Here is a 23,799-nt window from a genome sequence, read left to right on the forward strand (position 1 = left end):
GATTCATCACCCAATAGGAGGGAATCCATGGCACAAAATTTTGCAGAAAACGTCGTAGCTAGGCTCGAAGAACTCGGCATCAAGCGCATCTACGGGCTGGTCGGCGACTCGCTAAATCCGCTGTCGGATGCAGTGCGCCAGAGCGACATCGAATGGGTCCACGTCCGCAACGAGGAGGCCGCCGCGTTCGCCGCTGGCGCTGACTCGCTCGCAGCCGATGAGCTCGCCGTGTGCGGCGCATCCTGCGGCCCGGGCAACACCCACTTCGTGCAGGGCCTGTACGAGTCGCACCGCAACGGCTCCAAGGTTCTGGCAATCGCTTCCCACATCCCGACCATGGAGATCGGCTCCTCCTTCTTCCAGGAGACCCACCCCGAGCTGCTCTTCCAGGAGTGCTCCTCCTACTGCGAGGTCGTCCACAACCCGGACCAGGGCATGCGCGTGTTCCACAACGCAGTACAGAACACCCTGGCCGGCAACGGCGTGTCCGTGATGGTCGTGCCCGGCGACGTCTTCGCCGCCGACGTCACCGACGGCCCGCACACCGCAGACTCCGTCTACGCCACCGGCGCCAAGAAGCGCGTGTTCCCGGATCCGCACGAGGCCGCTCGCCTCGTCGAGGCCATCAACAACGCCGAGAAGGTCACCATCTTCGCCGGCTGGGGCGCTCGTGACGCCCGCGACGAAGTCTTCGCCCTGGCGGAGAAGATCAAGGCGCCGATCGGCCACTCCTTCCGCGGCAAGATGTACTTCGAGCACGACAATCCGTACGACGTCGGCATGTCCGGCCTGCTCGGCTACGGCGCGTGCCTGGACGCCATGGACGAGTCCGACCTGTTCATCATGGTCGGCACCGACTTCCCGTACTCCGACTGGCTGCCGGACGAGAACGTCGCGCAGATTGACATCGACGGCAGCCACATCGGCCGCCGCACCAAGGTCGACTACCCGGTCGTCGGTGACGTGAAGAGCGTCATTGAAAACATTCTCCCGCACATCGAGGAGAACAAGGACCGCAAATTCCTGGACAAGATGCTCAAGCGCCACTACCAGCTGCTCGAGCACGTGGTGAACAACTACACCAAGAAGGCAGCCGAGTCCACGAAACCGATCCACCCGGAGCTGGCAGCCTCCGTGCTGGACGAGCTGGCTGATGACGACGCCTACTTCACCGTCGACACCGGCATGTGCAACGTCTGGTCCTCGCGCTACCTCACCCCGAACGGCAAGCGCGACGAGGCCGCGTCCTTCCTCCACGGCACCATGGCCAACGCACTGCCGATGGCCATCGGCGTGCAGGCAGCCTTCCCGGACCGCCAGGTCATCTCCTGGTCCGGCGACGGCGGCCTGGGCATGCTCATGGGCGAGCTGCTCACCATCAAGCTGCACCAGCTGCCGGTGAAGGTCATGTGCTTCAACAACTCCTCCCTCGGCATGGTCAAGCTCGAGATGATGGTTCAGGGCATGCCGTACTTCGGCACCGACCACGAGGAAGCCAACTACGCCGAAATTGCCAAGGGCGTTGGCATCAAGGCCTTCCGTGTGGAGGACCCGGACGACCTCAAGCCGGTGATCAAGGAGGCCCTGGAGTACGACGGCCCGGCCCTCGTTGACATTGTCACGGACCCGAACGCGCTCTCCCTGCCGCCGGGGATTACCTGGGACATGATGAAGGGCTTCACCAAGTCCGGCGCCCGCACCGCCTTCCTCGAGGGCGGCGTCGGCCGACTGTTTGACCTGGCCAAGTCCAACCTGCGCCACATCGGCGGCGCAGCGGCCATCGAGTTCGGCGGCTAGTCCGGACGCACGAAAAGAGGGGACGCAGTCAGATCGACTGCGTCCCCTCTTTTGCTGTCGCGGTTAGGGTTGTGCGCGGCGGCGTCGAGAAGCTGCGGGCTCCCACGTCACCACCGCTGTCGAGCGCGGCACGTGCACGAGCTCGCCGCCGCGGGCGGGGCGGGACTCGAGGCGCTTGCGCAGCTGGGTGTTCTCCTCGTGCTTCGCGGCCAGCTCTTCCTGCAACTCATCGATCTGCTCGGTGAGCTGGATAATCGTCTTGATGCCGGCCAGGTTCACGCCGTCCTCCTGGGACAGCTGCTGGATCCGGCGCAGCAACGAGATGTCCCGGCGCGAGTAGCGGCGCCCGCCGCCGCGCGTGCGCATCGGGGTGACTAGGCCCATCCTGTCGTAGGTGCGCAGCGTCTGGGCGTGCATGCCGGTGAGCTCCGCGGCAACGGAGATTACGAAGTACTGCTCGGTTTCCCTCGACACGTGGCTCACCTCCTACTGTGCGCCGGCCCACCCGGCGCGCGGGTCAAAGCCGGAGTCCCGCTCCGCCTGGTGGTAGGCGCGCAGCGCGCTGGTTGCGGCCGCATCCAGGTCGTCGGGCACCTTCACCTCGACGGTGACCAGCAGGTCGCCGGCCTTGCCAGACTTCTTCGGCACACCGCGGCCCTTCACGCGCAGGGTGCGCCCGTTCGGGGTGCCCGCGGGGATCTTCACGCGGACGCGCTTCTCCAACGTCGGCACCGTCACGGTGCCGCCGAGGGCGAGCTCGCCGAAGGACACGGGAACCGTGACTTCCAGGTCGTCGCCGGAGCGGGTGAAGACGGCGTCGTCACGCACGTGCACGCTGACAAACAGGTCGCCCGCTGGCGTGCCGTTCGGCCCGGCCTCGCCCTGGCCGGCCAGGCGCACCTTCTGCCCGTCGACCACGCCGGCGGGGATCCGCACCGTGATCGTGCGGGCCCGACGCACGGTGCCGGTGCCGCGGCAGGTGGTGCAGGGGTCCTCGATGATCTCGCCCGTGCCCTGGCACTCCGGGCACGGCCGGGCCATGCCGAACGCGCCGTTGTTCTCCCGGATGTAGCCCGAGCCGGAGCAGTGGCTGCACCGGTGGGTTTTTCCGTCCTTTGAGCCGGAGCCGTGGCAGGTGGTGCACGGCGCGTCGCCAGTCAGCTCGACGGGGAAGGTGGTGCCCTTCGCCGCCTCGCGGAAGTCGAGCGTTATTTCCGTTTCGACGTCGGCCCCCCGCGACGGCCGAGCGTTCCTGCCAGCACCGCCGCCGCGGTTAAAGAGGCCACCGAAGAGATCACCAATGCCGCCGTCTCCAGCTTGTCCAGCACCGGCGTTTCCGAAGATGTCTGAGAATCCGGAGTAGTCCGAGAAGTCCGTCTGCGTCGTGCGAAACCCGCCGGGAAACCCGGTACCACCTCCCCCGAAGCGCCCAGCACCCATCATGGACTTGAACTGGTCGTATTCCTTGCGTCGCGCCTCGTCACCGAGGACGTCGTACGCCTCCGCCACGCGCTTGAACTTCTCCTCCGCAGCTTTGTCGCCGGGGTGGGAATCTGGGTGGTTTTCGCGTGCGAGTTTGCGGTACGCCTTCTTAATGTCTGCAGCCGAGGCGCTTGAGGAGACCCCGAGGTCACCGTAGTAGTCCTTGCCTGCCCATTCCTGTTGCATTGCCATCTCGCACCCTCCTTTCACGCAATGTTAGTGCGTTGCTCTCGAGTCATTCTGTTGTTCTACGAAAAGGGCCGGGGAAGAGTCCGCTTCGTTATCGCTTCCTCGTTCCCCGGCCTCGAGCCGTTGGGCCGATCGTGGCCCTAGGCGTTATCTGCTGCGTTATCTGCTGCGTCGCCCTCAGCGTTTTCCGCAGGGTCCGCGATGATCACCATCGCGTTGCGGATCAGGCGCTCGCCGACGCGGTAGCCCTTGCGCAGCACCGTCCCGACGACCTGCTCGCCGCCGGAGGACAGGTCCTGCACCGCCTCGTGGATCTCCGGGTTGAAGGGCTCGCCCTCCGCGCCGAAGGCCTCGACCTTTTGGTTGGCCAGCACGCCGCGGAACTTGTCGGCGAAGGACTTCAGCGGCCCTTCTTTCAGGTCGCCGTGCTGGTCGGCCAGGTCAAGGTCGTCCAGCAGCGGCAGCAGCTCGCTGGCAAACTTCGCCTTCGCGTGGTCCGCGATCTGGCCGCGCTCGCGATCGGTCCGGCGGCGGTAGTTCGCGTACTCGGCGCTTACTCGCTGCAGGTCCTCAGTGCGCTCGGCCAGTTGCTTTTCGACGGAGTCGCCCTCCTCGACAACCTCCTCGGCGGCTTCGCCGTCGAGGCTGGCCTCAATGTCGGCGAGTTCCTCGTCGACGCTCTGGGCGCCCGCGGCTTCTTCCGCGGCCGCTTCAGCCTCGTCGGGGGTGACGAACTGCTCGTCGGTGTTCTCCGGTGCGCCCGGATCTTCCGGCATCTGCGGGTTCGGGTTCGTCATAACCTGACCACTCCTGACTTACTTGTTGTCGGAGTCGTTGGACTCCTCAGCGTCGTCCTCGACAACCTCGGCGTCAACAACGTTGTCGTCGCCTGCGGCGGCGTCGGCCTGGGTTGCGCCCTCGTTGGCCTGTGCCTCGTAGAGGACCTTGCCCAGCTCCTGGGACTCGGTGTTCAGCTTCTCCACGGCGGACTTCACGGCCTCGAGGTCGTCGCCCTTGAGCGCCTCGTCCACGGCATCTGCAGCCTCGGTGACGCGGGTCTTCAGGTCCTCCGGCAGCTTGTCGGAGTTCTCATCCATAAACTTGCGCGTCTGGTAAGCGGCGGTCTCCGCGTTGTTGCGGGTCTCCTGCTCCTCGCGGCGCTTCTTGTCCTCCTCCGCGTGCTGCTCGGCGTCCTTGACCATGCGGTCGATCTCCTCCTGGGACAGGCCGGAGCCGTCCTGGATCTTGATCGTGTTCTCCTTGCCGGTGGCCTTGTCCTTCGCGGACACGGAGACGATGCCGTTTGCGTCGATGTCGAAGGTGACCTCGATCTGCGGCACACCGCGCGGCGCCGGAGCGATGCCTGCCAGCTCGAAGGAGCCGAGCAGCTTGTTCGCAGACGCCATCTCGCGCTCGCCCTGGAAGACCTGGATCTGCACGCTGGGCTGGTTGTCCTCAGCGGTGGTGAAGGTCTCGGAACGCTTCGTCGGGATGGTGGTGTTGCGCTCGATCAGCTTGGTCATCACGCCGCCCTTGGTCTCGATACCGAGGGAGAGCGGGGTGACGTCGAGAAGCAGCACGTCCTTGACGTCGCCACGGAGCACGCCAGCCTGCAGGGCTGCGCCGAGGGCCACAACCTCGTCCGGGTTCACGGACTTGTTCGGGTCCTTGCCGGTCAGCTCCTTGACCAGGTCGGTCACGGCCGGCATACGGGTGGAGCCACCGACCAGGACGACGTGGTTGATGTCGCCGACCGAGAGGCCAGCGTCCTTGATCACCTGGTTGAACGGGGACTTGGTGCGGTCCAGCAGGTCAGAGGTGATCTTCTGGAACTCGGTGCGGGTCAGGGTCTCGTCCAGGAAGAGCGGGTTCTTCTCGGAGTCAACGGTGATGTACGGCAGGTTGATGGAGGCCTGCTGGGAGGAGGACAGCTCGATCTTTGCCTTCTCCGCAGCCTCGCGCAGACGCTGCATTGCCATCTTGTCCTTGGACAGGTCCACGCCCTGTGCGGACTTGAACTTGTCTACCAGCCACTCAACGATGCGGTTGTCCCAGTCATCGCCGCCCAGCTCGTTGTCGCCGGCGGTAGCGAGGACCTCAACGACGCCGTCGCCGATCTCCAGCAGGGAGACGTCGAAGGTGCCGCCGCCCAAGTCGAAGACCAGGATGGTCTGCTCGGAGTCGTTCTTCTCCAGGCCGTACGCCAGCGCAGCCGCGGTCGGCTCGTTGACAATACGCAGGACGTTCAGGCCCGCAATCTGGCCGGCCTCCTTGGTGGCCTGGCGCTGTGCGTCCTCGAAGTATGCCGGGACAGTAATAACCGCGTCAGTCACCTCGTCGCCCAGGTACGCCTCCGCGTCGCGCTTCAGCTTCATCAGCGTACGAGCGGAGATCTCCTGCGGGGTGTAGTCCTTATCATCAATGTTGATGGTCCAGTCATCGCCCATGTGGCGCTTGACGGAGCGGATCGTACGGTCAACGTTGGTCACCGCCTGGTTCTTTGCGGACTGACCAACCAGCACCTCGCCGTTCTTCGCAAACGCGACAACGGACGGGGTGGTGCGGGAACCCTCGGCGTTCGCGATAACGACCGGCTCGCCGCCCTCCAGGACGGAGACGACCGAGTTCGTGGTGCCAAGGTCAATACCTACTGCGCGTGCCATGTTGCATTCCTCCTGTAAACGTGGGGTTTATCAATAAGTTGATGTGCTGTGACTCAACTTCACGGCAACCACTGTAACAGATGATCTGCCGCTCTTGAGTCCGTCGCACTCAATCCTTACAACGGCACGCGGTATAAAGTTGTTCCCACCCGACTCAACTTTTTATATTGCAGCAGCTCAGGGGACGTTTCTCACGGCTGGAATTGCGCCAAAGCGTCGTCAACAAACGGTCGCGCCGCGTAGCCCAGGCCGACGAGCGCGAACAGACCGAGCACGATGCCCGTGATGCCGAGCCCGGTGGTCTGGCTCGACGTCATGGAGCTTGCTGGCAGGACCGAGCTGCCGCGCGTCTTGCCGTCGGCGCAGTCCGAAAACGCCTGACTGTAGGACAGGATCGGCGCGGCGAACTCGGGCGCGTGGGTCTTGGCGGCGTCGATGATTCCGTCGCGGATGTCCACAAGGCTCGTGCCAAACAGGATGCCGCCGACGGTCCCGCCGACCACGGGCCCGAAGTCCACGCCGTGGAGCGGCCCCTCCTCGCGCGCCTTGGCCGGAGTGATCGTGATCGTTTGGTCCGTAATCACGTCCTTCTTGGCGGCGTTGAGGAATCCGACCATGCGCCAGTACTTATCCTTTTGCGTCCCCAGCGCGAGCGCCGCCTGCGCGGCGGAGACCTTCTTGTCCGCGGGGACGGGCAGGTCGCTGGCGCTTGCCACGCCCTTCCGCGAGCCGTACTCCCAGACGATTTCGGCTTGCGCCCGGGCGTCGTCACCCTCAACACTGTCGCGGACCTGCTCGCCCAGCCGGGTGAACAGCGCGGAGTAGGCACCGTTGACGCGCTCGGTGTCCGTGCCCGTAAAAGTGATGGTGCACTGGTCTTTGTCGGAGTCGTAAGTGGTTTCGTAGGCGTTCGCGTGCGGGGCGACGAGCGCCGAGGCAGAAAGCGCAGCGGCGAGGGCGGCGCCGGCGCAGCGCCTGGTGGTGTAGTTCACGTAGAGTGCTCTTTTCTTGAATGCAGGTTGGCCCCGCGGTCCGCGCATGGGGAGCGGGACGGCGGGGCGTCGATAAGCGAGGGGCTCTTAGAACAGCCCAGTCTCGTTCTCGTCGTAGGAGACGAGCAAGTTCTTGGTCTGCTGGTAGTGGCCCAGCATCATGAGGTGGTTCTCGCGGCCGATGCCGGACTGCTTGTAGCCGCCGAACGCCGCGTGGGCCGGGTAGGAGTGGTACTGGTTTACCCACACGCGACCAGCCTGAATGGCGCGGCCGGCGCGGTAGATTGTGTTCTGGCTGCGGGACCACACGCCGGCGCCGAGACCGTAGATCGTGTCGTTGGCAATGCGGATCGCCTCGTCGTAGTCCTTGAAGGTGGTCACGGACATGACCGGGCCGAAGATCTCGTCCTGGAAGATCTTCATGTCGTTGGTGCCCTTGAACACGGTCGGCTCAATGTAGAAGCCGTTCTCCAGCCCCTCGAGCTTGTTCACGTGGCCGCCGGTGAGCGTCTCCGCACCCTCCTTCGGGCCGAGCTCCAGGTAGCTGGTGATCTTGTCCATCTGCTCCTGCGACGCCTGGGCGCCCATCTGCACGTCCGTATCCAGCGGGTTGCCCACCTTGATCTGCTTCACGCGCTGCACGCCGAGCTCGAGGAACTCGTCCGCGATGGACTCGTGGATCAGGGCGCGCGACGGGCAGGTGCAGACCTCGCCCTGGTTCAGCGCAAACATGGCGAAGCCCTCGATGGCTTTCTGCTTGAAGCTGTCGTCGCGCGCGAGCACGTCCTCAAAGAACAGGGACGGGGACTTGCCGCCCAGCTCCAGGGTGACCGGGATGATCTTGTCCGCGGCCGCCTTGTTGATGATCTTGCCCACCTGGGTCGAGCCGGTAAACGCGATCTTGGCAATGCGGTCGGAGCCGCTCAGCGCAGCACCCGCCTCGTCGCCGTAGCCGTTGACCACGTTGACCACGCCAGCCGGGATGAGGTCACCGATCAGGTCCATCAGGTAGAGGATGGAGGCCGGGGTCTGCTCCGCCGGCTTCATCACCACGGCGTTGCCCGCAGCCAGGGCCGGGGCGAGCTTCCACACCGCCATGAGCAGCGGGAAGTTCCACGGGATGATCTGGCCGACCACGCCGAGCGGCTCGTTGAAGTGGTAGGCGACCATGTTGTCATCGATCTGGCTGAGGCGGCCCTCCTGGGCGCGGATCGCGCCCGCAAAGTAGCGGAAGTGGTCAATCGCCAGCGGGATGTCGGCGGCGAGCGTTTCGCGCACGGCCTTGCCGTTCTCCCAGGTCTCGGCCACCGCGATGTCCTCGAGGTGCTCCTCCATGCGGTCCGCGATGCGGTGCAGCATGAGCGCACGCTCCGCTACCGAGGTCTTCCCGAACGCGGGTGCCGCCTTGTGCGCGGCGTCCAGCGCCAGGTTGATGTCCGCCTCCTTGCCGCGCGCGACGCGGCAGAAAGTCTCGCCGGTGACCGGGGTGATGTTGTCAAAGTACTCGCCGTCCACCGGCGCGAGCCAGTCGCCGCCAATGTAGTTGTCGTACTGCTCGCGGAACTTCACGCTGGAGCCGGCGGTGCCGGGGTTGGGGTAGACAGTCACGGTCTGTTTCCTTTCGCCAATCGAGGATCGAATGTGACCCACCCTACACCACAGGACAGACGAGAGCTAGGGCATAGCGCCTATCGACGCCCCGCCAACCCCTCACACCTGCTCAAAACGGGATGCACGCCCCTGCCCCTTCGGGACTATGTCGCCCCTGTCCGCTATCCCATCCAAGAGGCGCTTCGACGTCCCCCGAGCGACGCCGGTAAGACGCATAAAATCACCAGTAGTGATCGCTTCGTGGACGCTCAGCCAACGCTCGACAGTGCACGTCGCCTCCAACGGGTCAGTGGTTCGGTACGGCAGCAACTCGCGCACCGGATCTTCGTTGCGATGCCGCTCAATTCGGTCCACCGTGGTCTCCCCGAGCACCCACACATCGTTGTACTTGGCAACGATCGGGGTGGCGTCGACAAGCGTCTGCTTCGCCACATCGAGCGCTGCCTGTGCAGACTCCACAGAAGCCTGGAGCTGCTCTGCGAGCTGAGACGGAGTGATAAACGGGTGATAAAGAAGGTGGTAAAGCAAAATGCTCAGGCGATAATCCTCCTTGCGCTCCGCAGGCCGCAAAGCGTTCATAACCTCCAGCACGGGTGTGGAAGGCATGCCGCCACGCAACGTGACTTCAACGGAAACACCACTTACCTCTTCAATCTGCGGCGGGTTGTGCCCGAGCGCGATCATCGCCCGGTACATACGGTCAATGCCGACCCCCTGCTTATCCACAAGCCCGGTCGCGCGGAACAAGTCCGCAAGCGCCGGGTACCTCGCTTCACGCTGCGTGAGAATGTTTGACGCATTTACATGTCCTACGAATCCGCCCGGACTGTGGACTTCCAGCATCGCGTCCGAATCAGTCCACCGCACCTCCGTCGGCCCGGACCTGTTCCAATCTCGGTGAATAACACCGTTGAGGACCGCTTCACGCACCGCACTGCGCGGTAACTGCCGGATCGGCACGTGGCTAAAACCGTGTTCCACCGTGACCTGAGAGTTGAGCACATCCAGTGCGGTTTCTACTTGATAGATTTGCTCCGCCAACGACTGTTCCGGCACCGGCGCCACTCGGTTGCGCACGCTTCCACTTGGGACATCGAACTGCGTGAGCTCTAGGCCAACGGTTCCCAGGCTAGTTACCAACATCGCTGCAGCAGCAGAAAGTCGACCATCACTGCGGAGCGCCCCAAGAGAGCGGAGGAGCTCCTCATCGGTCTGCTCCCATGGTTCTGCCTGTCGCCACTTTCGCAGGATCGAAAGCGCCTCTGGTCGTGCGTCGGCAGCAGTGCGCTCGGAAGCAATAGCCGTTAGGTCGAAAGACTGCATCGACGCACGATGCTGCCACCACTCCGAGCGATCAACCAGCTGACACGAATCACCTACACGCCAGCGCAAACGATCAGACGTATCCTCAACAGGTGCCGGAGCCTGGCCGACAAGGATAACCAACAACCGAAACCCCTCGACTTGACGCGCCGAAATATCCGGAGCCACCCCGACCCGTGAGTTAATCTCCCGCCTCAGCCAATCAATGCTCAGCTCTGTGCCGAGTAAGCGCCCTGTGCCGTCTTCCACACCTACGATCAGGGCACCACCGCCGGGAGAATTCGCCATGCACGCCACTTCATCGGCAAGCTTGGTGGCAGCATCCGGATTCTCAGGCCGCCCCGGCAACAGCTCGCGCCCCTGCCTACGTCCAGCTTCTTCCTTAAAATCGATCGCCTGGGTTTCTTTTGTCCCCCTGAGACAGCCATCTTCTACCGAATCGAGAATCTGGGCAACCTCGCGCAGCAAGAATGCGCGGTGTTCCATTCCGCCGATCACTGCCATGTCCATCCTCCTCGTGTGCGAATCTCACAACAATCGCCAAAATAGCAAAAGATTGATAGATTAGACACCCCCTTAATCTGTCAATAATTCGCCAAATGACAAAACACTGACAGATTAGGCACCCCCTTAATCTCACAATGAATCGTCATTCCAAGAGACTCCGGATGATTCTGCGTTCAACTCGACGCCGCGCCCACCCCGGCCGACTCATGCGTTTCCGCGTATATCTGGCAGAATCAACGGGGTGAACAAGAAGAATTCCCACAACTTCGTCGGCGCGCTCGATACAGAGGCCCACGACGTCGACATGAAGCCCACCCCGGCCGACGCCGCCCAGGAGCTCTCCAAGGAGCCCACCGACCGCGGCGAGGTCATCGCCGCAGATGGTCGCACCGCCGCCGCGTGGGCGCTGCGCTTCATCATCATCGTCGCCGCCACCGCACTGGTGCTCTACCTGCTCAAGTTCGTCTGGATGGGCCTCCTGCCCATCTTCCTCGCGCTCATCGTCTCCACGGTCCTCTGGCCGCCGGTGCGCTGGCTGCGCTCCAAGAAGTTCCCCGCGGCCCTCGCCACCTTCACGGTGATCATCGGCTTCTTCGGCATCATCGGCGGCATCTTCGCTGCGATGGGCCCGACCGTGAAGAAGCAGGGCACGCAGCTCTACGACCAGGCCGGACAGGGCGTCTACCAGATCATCGCCTGGGTCAACGAGCGCGTCGACCCCTCCATCATTGACCCGAACAAGATCCGTGAGCAGATCTCGCAGGTGACCGACGCGCTGCGCGGGCAGGCGTCGAATATCGCTTCCGGCGTCTTCTCCGGCATCGGCGCGATCGCCTCGGTGGGCACCACCCTGGTGCTCACGCTGATCCTCACCTTCTTCTTCCTCAAAGACGGCGACGGCTTCCTCCCCTGGCTGCGCAAGTACGTCGGCGTGAAGGCCGGCTGGCACCTCACCGAGGTCTGCATGCGCTCGTGGAACACGCTCTCCGGATTCATCCGCACGCAGGCGATCGTGTCGGGCGTGGACGCCATCTTCATCGGCATCGGCCTCCTCGTCCTGGGCGTGCCGCTGTGGCCGGTCCTGGCTGTGGTGACCTTCTTCGCGGGCTTCATCCCGATCGTCGGTGCGTTTACCGCTGGCGCCTTGGCCGTGATCATCGCGCTTGTGTCCAACGGGTTCATGAACGCGGTCTTCGTACTCATCCTCATCATCGCCGTGCAGCAGATCGAGGGCAACGTCCTCCAGCCGATCCTGCAATCTCAGGCAATGGGCCTGCACGCCGCGATCGTACTGCTCGCTGTCGCACTCGGCGGCACCATCTTCGGCATCGTCGGCGCGTTCCTCGCGGTGCCGGTCGCCGCCGTGGTGGCAGTGTGGTTCCGCTACTGGGCTGAAATGGTCTCGCTACGAACCGGCGAAATCACCGCCGACGACATCCAAATATCCACCACGCAGAGCGAAACCCTGGACTCCAAGTCCGCGTTCCTCGCGGTCCGCGACCACATGATGCGCATCGCGAAGCGCGAGAAAAAGCCAGTTGGTGAGGCCTCGCTTGGCTCGACCAAGGTCCCGCTTGACGACGCCCCGTCGAAGGACTCCGACTAAAAGGTCGACAGATCACGCATCTGCTCCTACCCTCGGTCGCGCAAACGATTCCAAGACACAAAGGATGAACATGGCTGACCTGAACGGCAAGAACATCGCAATCATCTCAACCAACGATTTCGAGGATTCCGAGCTGACCTCGCCGAAGGAGGCCGTCGAGGCCGCCGGCGCGACCACCACCGTGATCGCACCGGAGACCGGCGAAATTACCGGCAAGAACGGCACGACCGTGAAGGTAGACATCACCACCGCCGAGGCCAACGCCTCCGATTACGACGCGCTGATCCTCCCTGGCGGTACCGGCAACGCCGACCAGATCCGCGTCGACGCCCCGGCCGTCGCACTGGTGAAGGAACTTAAGGCCGCGGACAAGGCAATCGGCGTGATCTGCCACGGTGGCTGGATTCTTACCGACGCCGACCTGCTCAAGGGCGTCAAGCTCACCTCGGTGGCAAACGTGAAGACCGACCTGGTCAACGCGGGCGCAAACTGGGTCGACGAGGAGGTCGTCGTCGACTCCGGCTTCATCTCCTCGCGCACCCCGGCCGACCTCGAGGCATTCAACGCGGCACTGGTCGAGGAGTTTGCCAAGTAGTCCTTAGGCCGCATGCACGGTAGCGGGCGCTGCCGGTTTCTCAACGGGAACCGGCGCGCCCGCTTCATTGTTTTTCGCCGCCCCCGCCCGTCGCGCGCCGCGCCACGACAGTGCCGCCCCCGCCGCGAGCACCGCAATGCGCGCGACCCAGAGACCCCAGTCGGGTGTGTCGAACGCGGCGAGCACCCTCGGGAGGTTCAACACCACGATGAGCGTGCCCACGACCCCTCCGAGCAGGATCGGGTTCAAGCGCGAGACCAGCCACGCCCCGATGGGTGCGGCGATCACCCCACCGACGAGCAGCGCACCTACGGCCGCGAGGTTGGCTACCAGGTCGTCCCACATACCGATGGCAAAGCCTGCGGTCGCGGCGGCGGTGACCAGAAACTCCGCGGTGTTGACGGTGCCCACGATGCGGCGTGGTTCACTGCGCCCGGCGGCGAGCAGCGTAGAGGTGGTCACTGGCCCCCAGCCGCCGCCACCGGTGGCGTCTATGAATCCGCCGAAGATTCCTAGCCCGCCCAGGAACGGGGTGGAGTGTGGTTTGGCGGAAAGTTTGCGTTGGGTGATGCCGCGGGAGAATCGGAGCATCAGGTTCAGACCAATGAGCGCCAGGATCAGCGACATGACCGGCTGCGCGGCGTCGGTCGCGAGGTTCGAGAGCACAGTGGCGCCAGCAAAAGCGCCGATCGCGCCAGGCAGGCCGATGGACGCCACGACCTTCCAGTCCACGTTGCCGAAGCGCCAGTGCGCCGCACCGGATGCCAAGGTGGTGCCGAGCTCGGCGGTGTGCACCACAGCGGAGGCACCGGCGGGACCGAGCCCAGCGAGCATGACCAGCATGGTGGTGGAGGTGGCGCCGAATCCCATGCCCAGCCCACCGTCGACAAGTTGCGCCGCAAGCCCCGCGACGGCAATGAGGAGAAGTGTGCTGAATCTATACATGGGTTGCTCCTTCAAGCGCCGCGCGGTAGCGGTTAGCCACAATGTCGGCGAGCGCCGTGGTGAGTGGTCCCGATGCCGTGGCCTCGGGGAATCGCTCCAGCGTGGCCGTCGCTGTATCAAGCAGCAGGCCGTTGGAAACAAAGAGTGGGAGTAGGTGGATGGGGGTCTGCCGAGCCAGCTCGGCGAGGGCCTCGGCCCCGCCGCGCGTCGCGGCTATGAGGGTTGTGGGGCGCCCAGTTCGCTTCTCGACGCCCGCCCGCACCCCTTCATAGCGCGCAGCCTGCGCGGCATTCGACGTGCCGACTGGGTAAACCACGAGTTGGGCCTGGGGCGGGGCGTCGACAAGCGCCTGCTCGGCGAGCAGCTCGATGAGGTCCTCGCCCAACCCGATGCTGGTGGCGCGGGTAAGTGGGAGGAACTCGGCGGCTGCCTGCATATGCGCGGGCACATCCTCGCTGGCGTGAAATGCATCGGTAAACAGCAGCGGAACCACGATCGCGTGGTCGGCGCCCTCGGCCGCGAGCAGGCGCGCGGCGTCCTCGAGGTTCGGCGTGTCGAACTCCAGGTGGGCGTCGACGCCGCGCACACCAAGCTGGTGAGCTGCCGCCATGGTCAGCGCGCGCACGCCCTCGCGGGCCCGCGGGTGGCGCGAACCATGTGACAACGTGAGCAGGGCAACCATGGCGACATCCTCCTAGCGCAGGCGGGTGCCAACCAGGCCCGCAGCCAGCGTGTTGCCGGAAGCCTGGTCGATGAGCAGGAAGTTGCCCACCGCGCCGCGGGCGGCGTAATCCTCCACCGGGAGCTCGGCGGCGGTCTGGATGGTCACGTGCGCGATGTCGTTCAGGCGCACCGCGTCCGGGTCGAGGACATCCTTGTCCGCGGAGTCCAGGTCCAGCACGCGGTCCACGCTGACCACGCGGGCGCGCCCGAGCGCCGTCCCGTAACGCAGCTTCACGGCCTTGCCCGGGGTGACGTCCTTCTCCGAGAGGCCGACCACGGTGGCGGTGAACTCGCGCACCGGTTCCGGGCGCGTCCCGGCGGCGAGGAGGTCGCCGCGGACCAGGTCGATCTCGTCGGTAAGCCGCAGCGCGACGGACTCGCCCGCGCGGGCGGACTCCACCTCGCCGTCGGCGGTGTCGATGCCCGCGACGGTGGTGGTGCGGCCCTGCGGCGCGGTCACCGTGTCGCCGACGTGGATGGTGCCGGCGTTGATGCGGCCCGCGTACGCGCGGTAGTCGCTGGCGTGCTCGCGCAGCACGTACTGGATGTTGAAGCGGAAGTCCAGGTCAAGGGCGCGGCCGGAGTTCACCGGCACGTCCTCGAGCACCTCGAGCACCGTCGGTCCGGTGTACCAGTCCATGTTGGTAGAGCGCTCGGCCACGTTGTCGCCCTTGAGCGCGGAGATCGGCACCACAATGGGCTGCTCGATGCCCAGCTCGTGCGCCTTCGCTTCGAAGGTGTCCTTGATCTGGGTGAACGTGTCCTCGAAGTAATCGACCAGGTCGATCTTGTTCACCGCGAGGATCACGGTGCGCACGCCCAGGAGCTTGGCCACGGTGAGGTGGCGAATCGTCTGCTCGACGACGCCGTTGCGGGCGTCGACAAGCAGGACGACCACCTGGGAGGTGGACATGCCGGTCACCGTGTTGCGGGTGTACTGCACATGCCCCGGGGTGTCGGCGAGGATGAAGGTGCGCTTGTCGGTGGCGAAGTAGCGGTAGGCCACGTCGATGGTGATGCCCTGCTCGCGCTCGGCGCGGAGGCCGTCCACGAGCAGGCTCAGGTCCAGGCCCTCGAAGCCGCGGTCCGCTGAGCTCTGCTCAACGGAGGCGAGCTGGTCGGCGAGCACGGACTTCGTGTCGTGCAGGAGGCGGCCGACGAAGGTGGACTTGCCGTCGTCGACGGAGCCGGCCGTGCACAGGCGCAGCGTCTGGCGCGAGGCCAACAGGTCGGTGGCGGTGGTAGCGGTAGCGGCAGTCATCAGAAGTAACCTTCCTTCTTGCGGTCCTCCATGGCGGACTCGGACAGGCGGTCGTCGGCACGCGTTGCGCCGCGCTCGGTGAGGGTGGAGTTGGCGATCTCGGCGAGGACCTCGTCGATCGTGGTTGCGTCGGAGTCAACGGCGCCGGTGCAGCTCATGTCGCCGACGGTGCGGTAGCGCACGCGGCGCGTCTCAAGCGTCTCGCCCTCGCGGGGCCCGCCCCACTCGCCGGCGGTGAGCCACATGCCGTCGCGGTTGAACACCTCACGGTCGTGGGCAAAGTAGATCGGCGGCAGCTCGATGCCGCGCGCGCCGATGTACTCCCACACGTCCGCCTCAGTCCAGTTGGAGATGGGGAACACGCGCACGTTTTCGCCGGGCAGGGTTGCGCCGTTGTACAGGTCCCACAGCTCGGGGCGCTGGCGGCGCGGGTCCCAGCCGCCGAAGGAGTCGCGCACGGAGAAGACGCGCTCCTTCGCGCGGGCGCGCTCCTCGTCGCGGCGCGCGCCGCCGAGCACGGCGTTGTAGCCCACCTCGGCGATCGTCTCTACCAGCGGCACGGTCTGCAGCGGGTTGCGTGTCCCGTCGGGGCGCTCCTGCAGGTCACCGCGGTCGATCCAGTCCTGCACCTTGGCCACGCGCAGGCGGAGCCCATGCTTTTCGACGACCCTGTCACGGAACTCCAGCACCTCCGGGAAGTTGTGGCCCGTGTCCACGTGCAGCAGCTCGATCGGCGCCGTCGCCGGCGCGAAGGCGCGCAGCGCCAGCTCCAGGACGACGCAGGAGTCCTTGCCGCCGGAGAACAGCAGGCCAACCTTGTCGAATTGGCCAGCGACCTCCCGCAGGATGTGGATCGACTCGTCTTCCAGCTCTTTCAGGTGCGGTGAGAGCGCACCGCTGCCGGCGCGCTCCCCGTTCGTTGCAACAGTCATGTGGTCCTTCTACTCCTTGTCCCAGGTTCCAGCGATCTAGTCAGTGTGCAGGCCGCACTCGGTCTTCTGCGCAAACGCCCAGCGTCCCGAGCGGGGGTCCTCGCCCTCGGCCACCGGGAGCGTACAGGTCTCGCAGCCGATCGAGGGGTAGCCCTGAGTGGTCAGCGGGTGGACAATCAGGTCATTGTCGGCGATGTAGGCGTCGGTGTCCTCCAGCGTCCAGGTCACCAGCGGCGAAATCTTCAGCCGGCCCGTCTTGTCCAGGCTCAGCGCGGGCGCCTCGGCGCGGGTCGGGCCGTCGTCGCGGCGCACGCCGGTGATCCAGCCGACGTAGGGGCTCATGTGCACCGCCAGCGGCTCCACCTTGCGCATCCGGCAGCAGGCGGTGGGGTTCCGGCGGTACAGGTTCGGCCCGTACACCTCGTCCTGCTCGGCGCGGCTCAGCTGCGCGGTCGCACGGACCAGGCGGTTGTCCGGGTAGCGCTGCTCCACCTTGTCCGCCACCTCGAGGGTCTCCGCGAAGTGGTACTCGGTGTCCAGGAAGAGGAAGTCGGCGCCCGGCAGGAACTGCTTGGACAGCTCCGCCAGGACCGTGTTTTCCATGGACAGCGTGACTACGAGCGGGCCCGGCGCGTGTTCGTGGGCCCAGGTGAGGATGTCGGCCGCGGTGGCGTCGTAAAGCGATGCGGCGTACTTGTCCACGAGCTCGGCGTTGCGCGCGGCGGTAGCCTCGTCGAGCGGTGCGGTCGTGGTCGGGCCGTCGGGGCTGACCTCGGGGTTTTTGTACTGCGAGCTGTCGCCCTGCAAAAGGTTGATCATTTCGTGCCTCCAGTGTTGCGCGCCACCGCGGTGTGCCCGTGGCGAGCGAGTGAATCTTGCAGTGCCTGCGGGGTGGACGGCGCGGGCGCGGGGACGTGGTCCGGGTCGTCCTGCCCGTAGAACTTCACCTCGAAGATACGCAGGCAGGCATCGCACTTCCATGCGAACTCGGTCTCCTCATCCGGCCACAGCCCCTCGCCCGAGCAATATGCGCAGAAGGTCGGGTGGTTGCGGTTCGGGTTCGGCTGGCGACGAAAGCTCATCGCAGCTGCTCCTCGTCGGCCCGCAGCAGGTACTCGCGGAAGAGTTCGCCCTCTTCGCGGTTGTCCACGTAGTTCTGCACGACGCGGGTGACGTACTCGGTGAGCTCGGTCGACGCCACCTTGTGGCCGCGCAGCTTGCGGCCAAAGTTCGCGCCCTCGCCGACGGTGCCGCCCAGGTGCACCTGGAAGCCCTCGACGCGCTCGCCGTCCGCGTTGGTCACCGTCTGGCCCTTCAGGCCGATGTCGGAGACGTGGTGGCGAGCGCAGGCGTTGGGGCAGCCGTTGAGCGAGATGGTGATCGGGCTGTCCAGGTCGCCGAAGCGCTCCTCCAGCTCGTCTGCAAGCTCGATGGCGCGAGACTTGGTGGTCACGTGCGCGAGCTTGCAGTACTCCAGCCCGGTGCAGGAGAGCAGGCCGCGGCGGAACTCGCTGGGCTTGGAGTACAGGCCCAGGTTTTCCAGGTCCGCCTGCAGCGTCTCGACGCGCGCCGGGTCGATGTTGAGCACGAGCAGCTCCTTGAACGGAGTGAAGCGCATGGAGGTGGAGCCGTAGCGCTCGACCAGCTCGGCGATCTCGATGAGCTGCTCGCCGGACATGTGGCCCAGGGTGGGCTTGACGCCGACGTAGACGTTGCCGTCGCGCTGCTCGTGCACGCCGATGTGGTCGCGGTCGATGAGGTTGGTCGGCGCCTTCGGGCCGTCGGGAAGCGCGTAGCCCAGGTACTCGTTCTCCAGGACCTCGCGGAACTTGGACACGCCCCACTTGGCCACCAGGAACTTCAGGCGGGCGCGGTTGCGGAGGCGTCGGTAGCCGTAATCACGGAAGATTCGAACCACGCCGGCCCACACCTCGGGGACCTGCTCGAGGGCGACAAAGGCGCCGAGGGACTGCGCGAGCATCGGGTTGGTGGACAGGCCGCCGCCGACGTAGCACTCGAAGCCGGGGCCGAGCTCCGGGTGCTCGACGCCGATGAAGGCGAGGTCGTTGATCTCATGGACGACGTCCTGGCGCGCGTTGCCGGAGATGGCGGTCTTGAACTTGCGCGGGAGGTTCTGGAACTCCTCGTTGGTGACGATCTCCTGGATCTTGCGGATCGCCGGGGTGGCGTCGATGATCTCGTCCTTGGCAATGCCCGCGACCGGCGAGCCCAGGACCACGCGCGGCACGTCGCCGCAGGCGTCCCACGTGTTCAGTCCAACGGACTCGAGCTTCTCCCAGATAGTCGGCACATCCTCGATGCGCACCCAGTGCAGCTGGATGTTCTGCCGATCGGTGAGGTCCACGGTGGAGCGCGCGTAATCGCGCGAGATCTCGCCGACCACGCGGGCCTGCTCGGTGGAGCAGATGCCGCCGTCGAAGCGGATGCGCATCATGAAGTACTTGTCCTCCAGCACCGAGTTGTCCTCGCCGGTGTGCTCGCCGCCGAGGTTCTGCTTGCGCTGCGTGTACAGGCCGAGCCACTTGAAGCGCGGGTACAGGTCCTCGCGGTCGACCGAGTCAAACCCGCCCTTGGCGTAGGTGTCAATGACGCGCTGCTTGACCTCCAGGACGGGTTCACGCTGCTTGAGCTCCTCGTCGTGGTTGAGGGGCTCGGTGCCGTCGATAAGCCACTGCCCCTCTGGCTTCTTCGTGCGCTCCTTCTCGGCGCGGGTCGCCGTCGATGCTGGCATGCCTTCCTCCTTACTGCACAGACCGAACGGTCTATGGTGTGCGGCACTAAATTTCCGTGCGGTCGAGTTTGCCGTACTGAGCGGTCTACGGCAAGTACTATTTCCTTTTGCCATCTCATCCAGAGGTTTTTTCCTGAATGTTTTCCAAATCGCACCGAGCGGTTCGCTTATCGACGCCACGCCGCCCCCGCACCCCTTGACACCAACCCATTTTTAGACCAAGCTGTCTATACGCTATATTGGTCCAATATTAACGGTTCCCTACCTTGAAAGGACACCCTCAATGAGTTTGCGCGTCGCCGTCGTCGGCGCCGGCCCCGCCGGCATTTACGCCTCCGACCTCCTCCTCCGCAACGATGAGCACGACATCCACGTCGACCTCTTCGAGCAGATGCCCGCCCCCTTCGGGCTGATCCGTTACGGCGTCGCGCCCGACCACCCGCGTATCAAGGGCATTGTGAAGTCCCTGCACAAGGTGCTGGACAAGCCGCACCTGCGCCTGCTGGGTAACATCACCATCGGCCGCGACATCACCATTGATGAGCTGCGCGACTACTACGACGCCGTCGTGATCTCCACCGGCGCCGTGCGCGATCGCGAGCTGCGCATCCCGGGCGGCGAGAAGTCCATCGGCGCCGGCGAGTTCGTCGGCTTCTACGACGGCAACCCCCGCTTCGAGCGCGACTGGAACCTGGACGCCCGCGAGGTCGCCGTCATCGGCGTGGGCAACGTCGCACTCGACATCTCCCGCATCCTGGCCAAGACCGGCGACGAGCTCCTGGTCACCGAGATCCCGGACAACGTGTACGAGTCCCTGAAGAACAACAAGGCGGAGACGGTCCACATGTTCGGCCGCCGTGGCCCCGCGCAGGCCAAGTTCACCCCGAAGGAGCTGCGCGAGATGGACCTCTCCGACACCATCCAGGTGCTCGTCGACCCGGAGGACATTGATTATGACGCCACCAGCGAAGAAGTCCGCCGCGCCGACAAGTCCGTCGACCTGAACTGCCAGGTCCTGGAGCAGTACGCCATGCGCGAGCCGGACGACGCGCCGCACAAGATCTACATCCACTTCTTCGAGGAGCCGGTCGAGGTGCTTACCGACGACTCCGGCGCCATCACCGGCCTCCGCACCGAGCGCCAGGAGCTGGACGGCAATGGCGGCATCACGGGCACCGGCAAGTTCACCGACTGGCCAGTCCAGCAGGTCTACCACGCGGTGGGCTACCGCTCCGAGCCCGTCGACGGCGTGCCCTTCGACGTGGAGCGCAACGTCATCCCGAACGACGGCGGCCACGTCCTGGAGACCATCGAGGACGGCGCCGGCTTTGAGGACAAGCTCTACGTCACCGGCTGGATCAAGCGCGGCCCGATCGGCCTGATCGGCAACACCAAGTCCGACGCGAAGGAAACCACCGACATGCTCATCGCCGACGCGGACGCCGGCAAGCTGGCCACCCCGTCGCACACCGGCCCGGACGAGATCCTCGAGCTGCTCGACGAGCGCAACATCCCCTACACCACCTGGGACGGCTGGTACCGACTGGACGAGGCCGAGCGCAAACTGGGCGAGCAGTCTGCCCTGCCGCGCGAGCGCAAGAAGATCGTCGAGTGGGAGGAAATGGTCGAGCACGCCCGCAACGTGCCGCAGGTGCCCTAGGTATCTCTGGGAGGGCCGGCGAGTGCCGGCCCCTTGAGGTACAAGGCCCCGCCTGATCCGGTGCTAGCATTGCACCGTTTCTATTCGCCGTTGTCGTTTCCGCGCGCAAGGGGCCCAAATGCTTCTCATCCGTCTGCTCGGCAGGTATTCCAAGCAGTACTGGCCGGCCGCGCCCTTCTCAGGATCGGTTTCGGATCTCAAGCCCGAGGTCAGCTGCGAATACCCAACCTGGGGGATCTGCACAAAGTAGCAGAAGTCCAGAGGCCGAGGAATGTGGATAGGGCCGCACTTCAGATAAGCTCAGCTTCCCTCACCAAGAGTGCCAGTTGAACGCGGTTATTGATTCCGAGTTCATCAAAAATCTTCGTCAAGTGGGTTTTGACCGTAGCGGTTGATAACAACATCGCTCTCGCTATCTCCTGATTAGTTAAGCTCTGTGCAACTAAGATCGCTATTTCCGTTTCCCTTTCGCTAAGGCCCGCTAGGGCCTGTTGAGCTTGAACCCGCCGATTAACCTGGCCGTCCCGGGTGTACGCGTCAAGCAGGATGCGAGTATGACGAGGGGAAAGAGTGACCTTGCCAGCGGAGGTGTCCCTAATTGCTTGGATTACGGATTCAGGAGGCGCGTCTTTCAATAGGAACCCGATAGCACCGGCCTCAAGGACCTCCATGACGGTCGATTCGTTATCGAATGCAGTCATCATCAATATTGCTTGGCTATGCCCAGTCTTGAGAATCGATTCGGCAACTTGAAGGCCTGCAACGTTTGGCATCCGGACGTCCAGAACAACCACGTCGGGACGCAGACTCGGAAGCTGATCAATAGCCTCAGCACCGCTTCCTGCTTCGCCGACAACTTCGATATCGTCGGTCGCTTGGAGTATGAACTTCAAGCCCCGGCGAACCATCGGATCATCATCCACTAGGTACACACGTATCATCCGATGGTTTCCCTACGCGATCACCGATTTGGGCCAAGGGACTATAACGTGTAGTTCAAAGCGACCGGACCGTTCTCCAAACCGCACAACGCCACCGAACTTGCTTACTCGCCGTTCTACCCGTTTCAAACCCGTCCCACGGCGCTTCTTAACTAGATCTCCCGATTCAACCTCACGCACGGAGTTCTGGATATAGATTTGTAATTCGCCTCCTTCACTGCCACTCAGTTCAACAGAAATCGGGCTTTGTGGAGCATGAACACTAGCATTGGCTAGAGCCTCTCGAACTACTTGCGAGACGAGCTGGCGCATTTCCCGTGGCATTTCATCCACCTGGCGAAGCGATCTAGTGTTCAGCGTAATGTCGGCCCCGCTTCTCCGATTTTCAGCCACGATCGCAGCTAAATCTTCGGGGGCCTGGAAAGCCGACGCATCGTCCAAGCGGTCAATAAGAACTCTGAGGTCCGCTAACGTCTCTACCGCGGTCTCTCGTATCAATTGAGCGTTCTCCTTGATCACGTCGGGGCCAGCTTCGGAGTTGACCTCGAGGCCACCCGCTTGCAGTGACAACAACGCTAGCTTATGGCCAACATGATCGTGCGCTTCATTGGCGATCCGGGCTCGCTCCCTGAGGACGGCCTCTGTAGCCACCCTTTGCCGCTCTAGCTCTTTATGCTGCGCAATCACCCGGTACGACTCAACCAGATTTCTATTGTAGGAAATAACCAGCCCAGCCAGGAACGGCACAATGACGAGAACCGTGCCTTCAACCAGCCAGGCAATAGTTGGATCATTGGTTTCCTTCTCACCCGCCTGAACAGTGACGATCGTTTCCTTCTCCGACCACCCGACTCGGCAGAGGACGAAGGCAGCGACCACAGCCGCGAAACTGCCCCATCCTCGCTTACGCAGTGCCAAGTTGAACACGGTCGGAAGAAAGAAGACGTTAGTTGCAAAAAGAGCACAAACTGCTGGCGGAAAAAGAACCAGAAAGGGATGTCGTTTGCGTTGAAATTGCAGCGCGATCATCAATGCGATTAGCGCTATTAACGCCACCCGACTTTGCTCGCTAGCTCCGCTCAGTGAGACGAAACCGATCAGGCAGATTGACGCAAGGTAGATGAGGTCGCTCCACGTCTGACCCCCAAAAGGGACCGTCACCCGAATCTGAGACTACGCGCTCCAAAGTGACGCCCCCTTTTAGTCGCAAAGATCCTTGACCAGCAAGAAACAGGCGGAACATTGCGCAATTCTAGCTCGTCAACACACACTCGGGCAACTGAGGATTCATAGCTACTTGGCCAAATTTTTAAATGTCCAGTTGGCCGATACCCGGATCGGACCCGGTAATTTAAACTGAGGATGGCGGTCAAACGGTCGCCCTCCCCACTGAAGTCATCGGAAATAGAAAGGAGTACACGTTGGACAAGGAAAACGTTGCCCCGTTCGAAATGGAGCGGATCGACTACCCGGTAATCGAGGAAGACGCTCCAATGCTCCCATTGAGCCAGGAGATGGTCCGACAGGAAGCAAAGCAGGGGCTTCTCGAGATCAGAGATTTTGTGACCGGGGACGAGTTTGTCGCGATGCTGCAAGAACTGTATGCGCTACCGGTTCAGGAACGCGACGAGTTCGTTCGAGGCACGATCCTCGACGAAGATGAGTTAGAAGATCGAGGTATCCATGTGCCTGAGGGCCTGAAGATCCAACGTTCGCGGTTTGGCGACGGCCGACCCACTCTGTTTTGCGTGGCGAAACTCTTGTCAGACGGGGTCAGGAAAGTGACCTACACGTTCGACAGCGACGCGGCACTAGCTTAA

Annotated in this window: 21 protein-coding genes; 5 read left to right on the forward strand and 16 right to left on the reverse strand. The window is 64.0% G+C overall.

What is annotated here, in order from left to right; all coding sequences use genetic code 11:
* Positions 1 to 27 precede the first annotated feature (27 nt).
* Positions 28 to 1,797 (forward strand): pyruvate dehydrogenase, encoded by a 1,770-nt coding sequence (locus OVO38_RS08825; protein ID WP_267208282.1) that lies wholly within the window; start codon positions 28 to 30, stop codon positions 1,795 to 1,797.
* A gap of 63 nt (positions 1,798 to 1,860) precedes the next feature.
* On the opposite strand, the gene OVO38_RS08830 is transcribed toward OVO38_RS08825, so the two are convergent.
* The 7 genes from OVO38_RS08830 to OVO38_RS08860 all read right to left on the reverse strand — a co-directional run bounded on the left by OVO38_RS08830 (position 1,861) and on the right by OVO38_RS08860 (position 10,561).
* Positions 1,861 to 2,271 carry a heat shock protein transcriptional repressor HspR gene (locus tag OVO38_RS08830; protein WP_095554003.1) on the reverse strand — a complete coding sequence of 137 codons (411 nt, stop codon included), beginning with the start codon at positions 2,269 to 2,271 and terminating at the stop codon, positions 1,861 to 1,863.
* A 12-nt stretch (positions 2,272 to 2,283) separates the two neighbouring features.
* Positions 2,284 to 3,471 carry a molecular chaperone DnaJ gene (dnaJ, locus tag OVO38_RS08835; RefSeq protein ID WP_095554002.1) on the reverse strand — a complete coding sequence of 396 codons (1,188 nt, stop codon included), beginning with the start codon at positions 3,469 to 3,471 and terminating at the stop codon, positions 2,284 to 2,286.
* A 137-nt stretch (positions 3,472 to 3,608) separates the two neighbouring features.
* Entirely contained in the window at positions 3,609 to 4,265 is a 657-nt protein-coding gene (grpE, locus tag OVO38_RS08840; protein ID WP_267208283.1) for a nucleotide exchange factor GrpE, read from the reverse strand.
* A gap of 18 nt (positions 4,266 to 4,283) precedes the next feature.
* Positions 4,284 to 6,131: a molecular chaperone DnaK gene (dnaK, locus tag OVO38_RS08845; protein ID WP_095536061.1), complete on the reverse strand. Its 1,848-nt coding sequence runs from the start codon at positions 6,129 to 6,131 to the stop codon at positions 4,284 to 4,286.
* 191 nt (positions 6,132 to 6,322) lie between these two features.
* Positions 6,323 to 7,123, reverse strand: a complete 801-nt coding sequence (locus tag OVO38_RS08850; protein WP_267208284.1) for a hypothetical protein — start codon at positions 7,121 to 7,123, stop codon at positions 6,323 to 6,325.
* An 87-nt stretch (positions 7,124 to 7,210) separates the two neighbouring features.
* The gene (locus tag OVO38_RS08855; RefSeq protein ID WP_267208285.1) at positions 7,211 to 8,731 is read right to left on the reverse strand and encodes an aldehyde dehydrogenase family protein; all 1,521 of its coding nucleotides are present in this window, start codon (positions 8,729 to 8,731) and stop codon (positions 7,211 to 7,213) included.
* Between the two features lie 102 nt (positions 8,732 to 8,833).
* Entirely contained in the window at positions 8,834 to 10,561 is a 1,728-nt protein-coding gene (locus tag OVO38_RS08860) for a DUF5635 domain-containing protein (protein WP_267208286.1), read from the reverse strand.
* 307 nt (positions 10,562 to 10,868) lie between these two features.
* Here OVO38_RS08860 and OVO38_RS08865 point away from each other — a divergent pair, with 307 nt between their 5' ends.
* Both OVO38_RS08865 and OVO38_RS08870 read left to right on the forward strand, forming a co-directional pair.
* Positions 10,869 to 12,170 (forward strand): AI-2E family transporter, encoded by a 1,302-nt coding sequence (locus tag OVO38_RS08865; protein WP_267208305.1) that lies wholly within the window; start codon positions 10,869 to 10,871, stop codon positions 12,168 to 12,170.
* A 70-nt stretch (positions 12,171 to 12,240) separates the two neighbouring features.
* Complete coding sequence (locus OVO38_RS08870) at positions 12,241 to 12,765, forward strand: type 1 glutamine amidotransferase domain-containing protein (protein WP_095546646.1); 525 nt, start codon at positions 12,241 to 12,243, stop codon at positions 12,763 to 12,765.
* A 3-nt stretch (positions 12,766 to 12,768) separates the two neighbouring features.
* Here the strand turns inward: OVO38_RS08870 and OVO38_RS08875 are convergent, their stop codons facing one another.
* The 7 genes from OVO38_RS08875 to OVO38_RS08905 are packed head-to-tail and all read right to left on the reverse strand — an operon-like array spanning position 12,769 to position 19,378.
* Positions 12,769 to 13,710, reverse strand: a complete 942-nt coding sequence (locus tag OVO38_RS08875) for a sulfite exporter TauE/SafE family protein (RefSeq protein ID WP_267208287.1) — start codon at positions 13,708 to 13,710, stop codon at positions 12,769 to 12,771.
* Positions 13,703 to 14,392 (reverse strand): sirohydrochlorin chelatase, encoded by a 690-nt coding sequence (locus OVO38_RS08880; RefSeq protein ID WP_267208288.1) that lies wholly within the window; start codon positions 14,390 to 14,392, stop codon positions 13,703 to 13,705. The genes OVO38_RS08875 and OVO38_RS08880 overlap by 8 nt, the downstream gene beginning before the upstream one ends.
* Positions 14,393 to 14,404: 12 nt before the next feature.
* Positions 14,405 to 15,694 (reverse strand): sulfate adenylyltransferase subunit 1, encoded by a 1,290-nt coding sequence (locus OVO38_RS08885; RefSeq protein ID WP_267208289.1) that lies wholly within the window; start codon positions 15,692 to 15,694, stop codon positions 14,405 to 14,407.
* Positions 15,694 to 16,626, reverse strand: coding sequence for a sulfate adenylyltransferase subunit CysD (cysD, locus tag OVO38_RS08890; protein WP_095547863.1), 933 nt, complete (start codon positions 16,624 to 16,626; stop codon positions 15,694 to 15,696). The genes OVO38_RS08885 and cysD overlap by 1 nt, the downstream gene beginning before the upstream one ends.
* A gap of 36 nt (positions 16,627 to 16,662) precedes the next feature.
* On the reverse strand, positions 16,663 to 17,445 hold the full coding sequence (locus tag OVO38_RS08895) for a phosphoadenylyl-sulfate reductase (RefSeq protein ID WP_267208290.1): 783 nt from the start codon (positions 17,443 to 17,445) through the stop codon (positions 16,663 to 16,665).
* Positions 17,442 to 17,708, reverse strand: a complete 267-nt coding sequence (locus tag OVO38_RS08900; protein ID WP_267208291.1) for a hypothetical protein — start codon at positions 17,706 to 17,708, stop codon at positions 17,442 to 17,444. The genes OVO38_RS08895 and OVO38_RS08900 overlap by 4 nt, the downstream gene beginning before the upstream one ends.
* Complete coding sequence (locus OVO38_RS08905; protein ID WP_267208292.1) at positions 17,705 to 19,378, reverse strand: nitrite/sulfite reductase; 1,674 nt, start codon at positions 19,376 to 19,378, stop codon at positions 17,705 to 17,707. The genes OVO38_RS08900 and OVO38_RS08905 overlap by 4 nt, the downstream gene beginning before the upstream one ends.
* A gap of 283 nt (positions 19,379 to 19,661) precedes the next feature.
* On the opposite strand from OVO38_RS08905, the gene OVO38_RS08910 reads away from it, so the two are divergent.
* A complete protein-coding gene (locus OVO38_RS08910) occupies positions 19,662 to 21,038 on the forward strand; it encodes an FAD-dependent oxidoreductase (RefSeq protein WP_095537495.1) in 1,377 nt (458 codons plus the stop codon).
* A gap of 290 nt (positions 21,039 to 21,328) precedes the next feature.
* On the opposite strand, the gene OVO38_RS08915 is transcribed toward OVO38_RS08910, so the two are convergent.
* Both OVO38_RS08915 and OVO38_RS08920 read right to left on the reverse strand, forming a co-directional pair.
* Positions 21,329 to 21,979, reverse strand: coding sequence for a response regulator (locus tag OVO38_RS08915; RefSeq protein WP_095537494.1), 651 nt, complete (start codon positions 21,977 to 21,979; stop codon positions 21,329 to 21,331).
* A gap of 12 nt (positions 21,980 to 21,991) precedes the next feature.
* Positions 21,992 to 23,140, reverse strand: a complete 1,149-nt coding sequence (locus OVO38_RS08920) for a sensor histidine kinase (protein ID WP_095537493.1) — start codon at positions 23,138 to 23,140, stop codon at positions 21,992 to 21,994.
* 260 nt (positions 23,141 to 23,400) lie between these two features.
* On the opposite strand from OVO38_RS08920, the gene OVO38_RS08925 reads away from it, so the two are divergent.
* Positions 23,401 to 23,799 (forward strand): hypothetical protein, encoded by a 399-nt coding sequence (locus tag OVO38_RS08925; RefSeq protein WP_267208293.1) that lies wholly within the window; start codon positions 23,401 to 23,403, stop codon positions 23,797 to 23,799.

The organism is Corynebacterium sp. Marseille-P8863 (genome assembly GCF_946902955.1).
Taxonomy (GTDB): domain Bacteria; phylum Actinomycetota; class Actinomycetes; order Mycobacteriales; family Mycobacteriaceae; genus Corynebacterium; species Corynebacterium gottingense.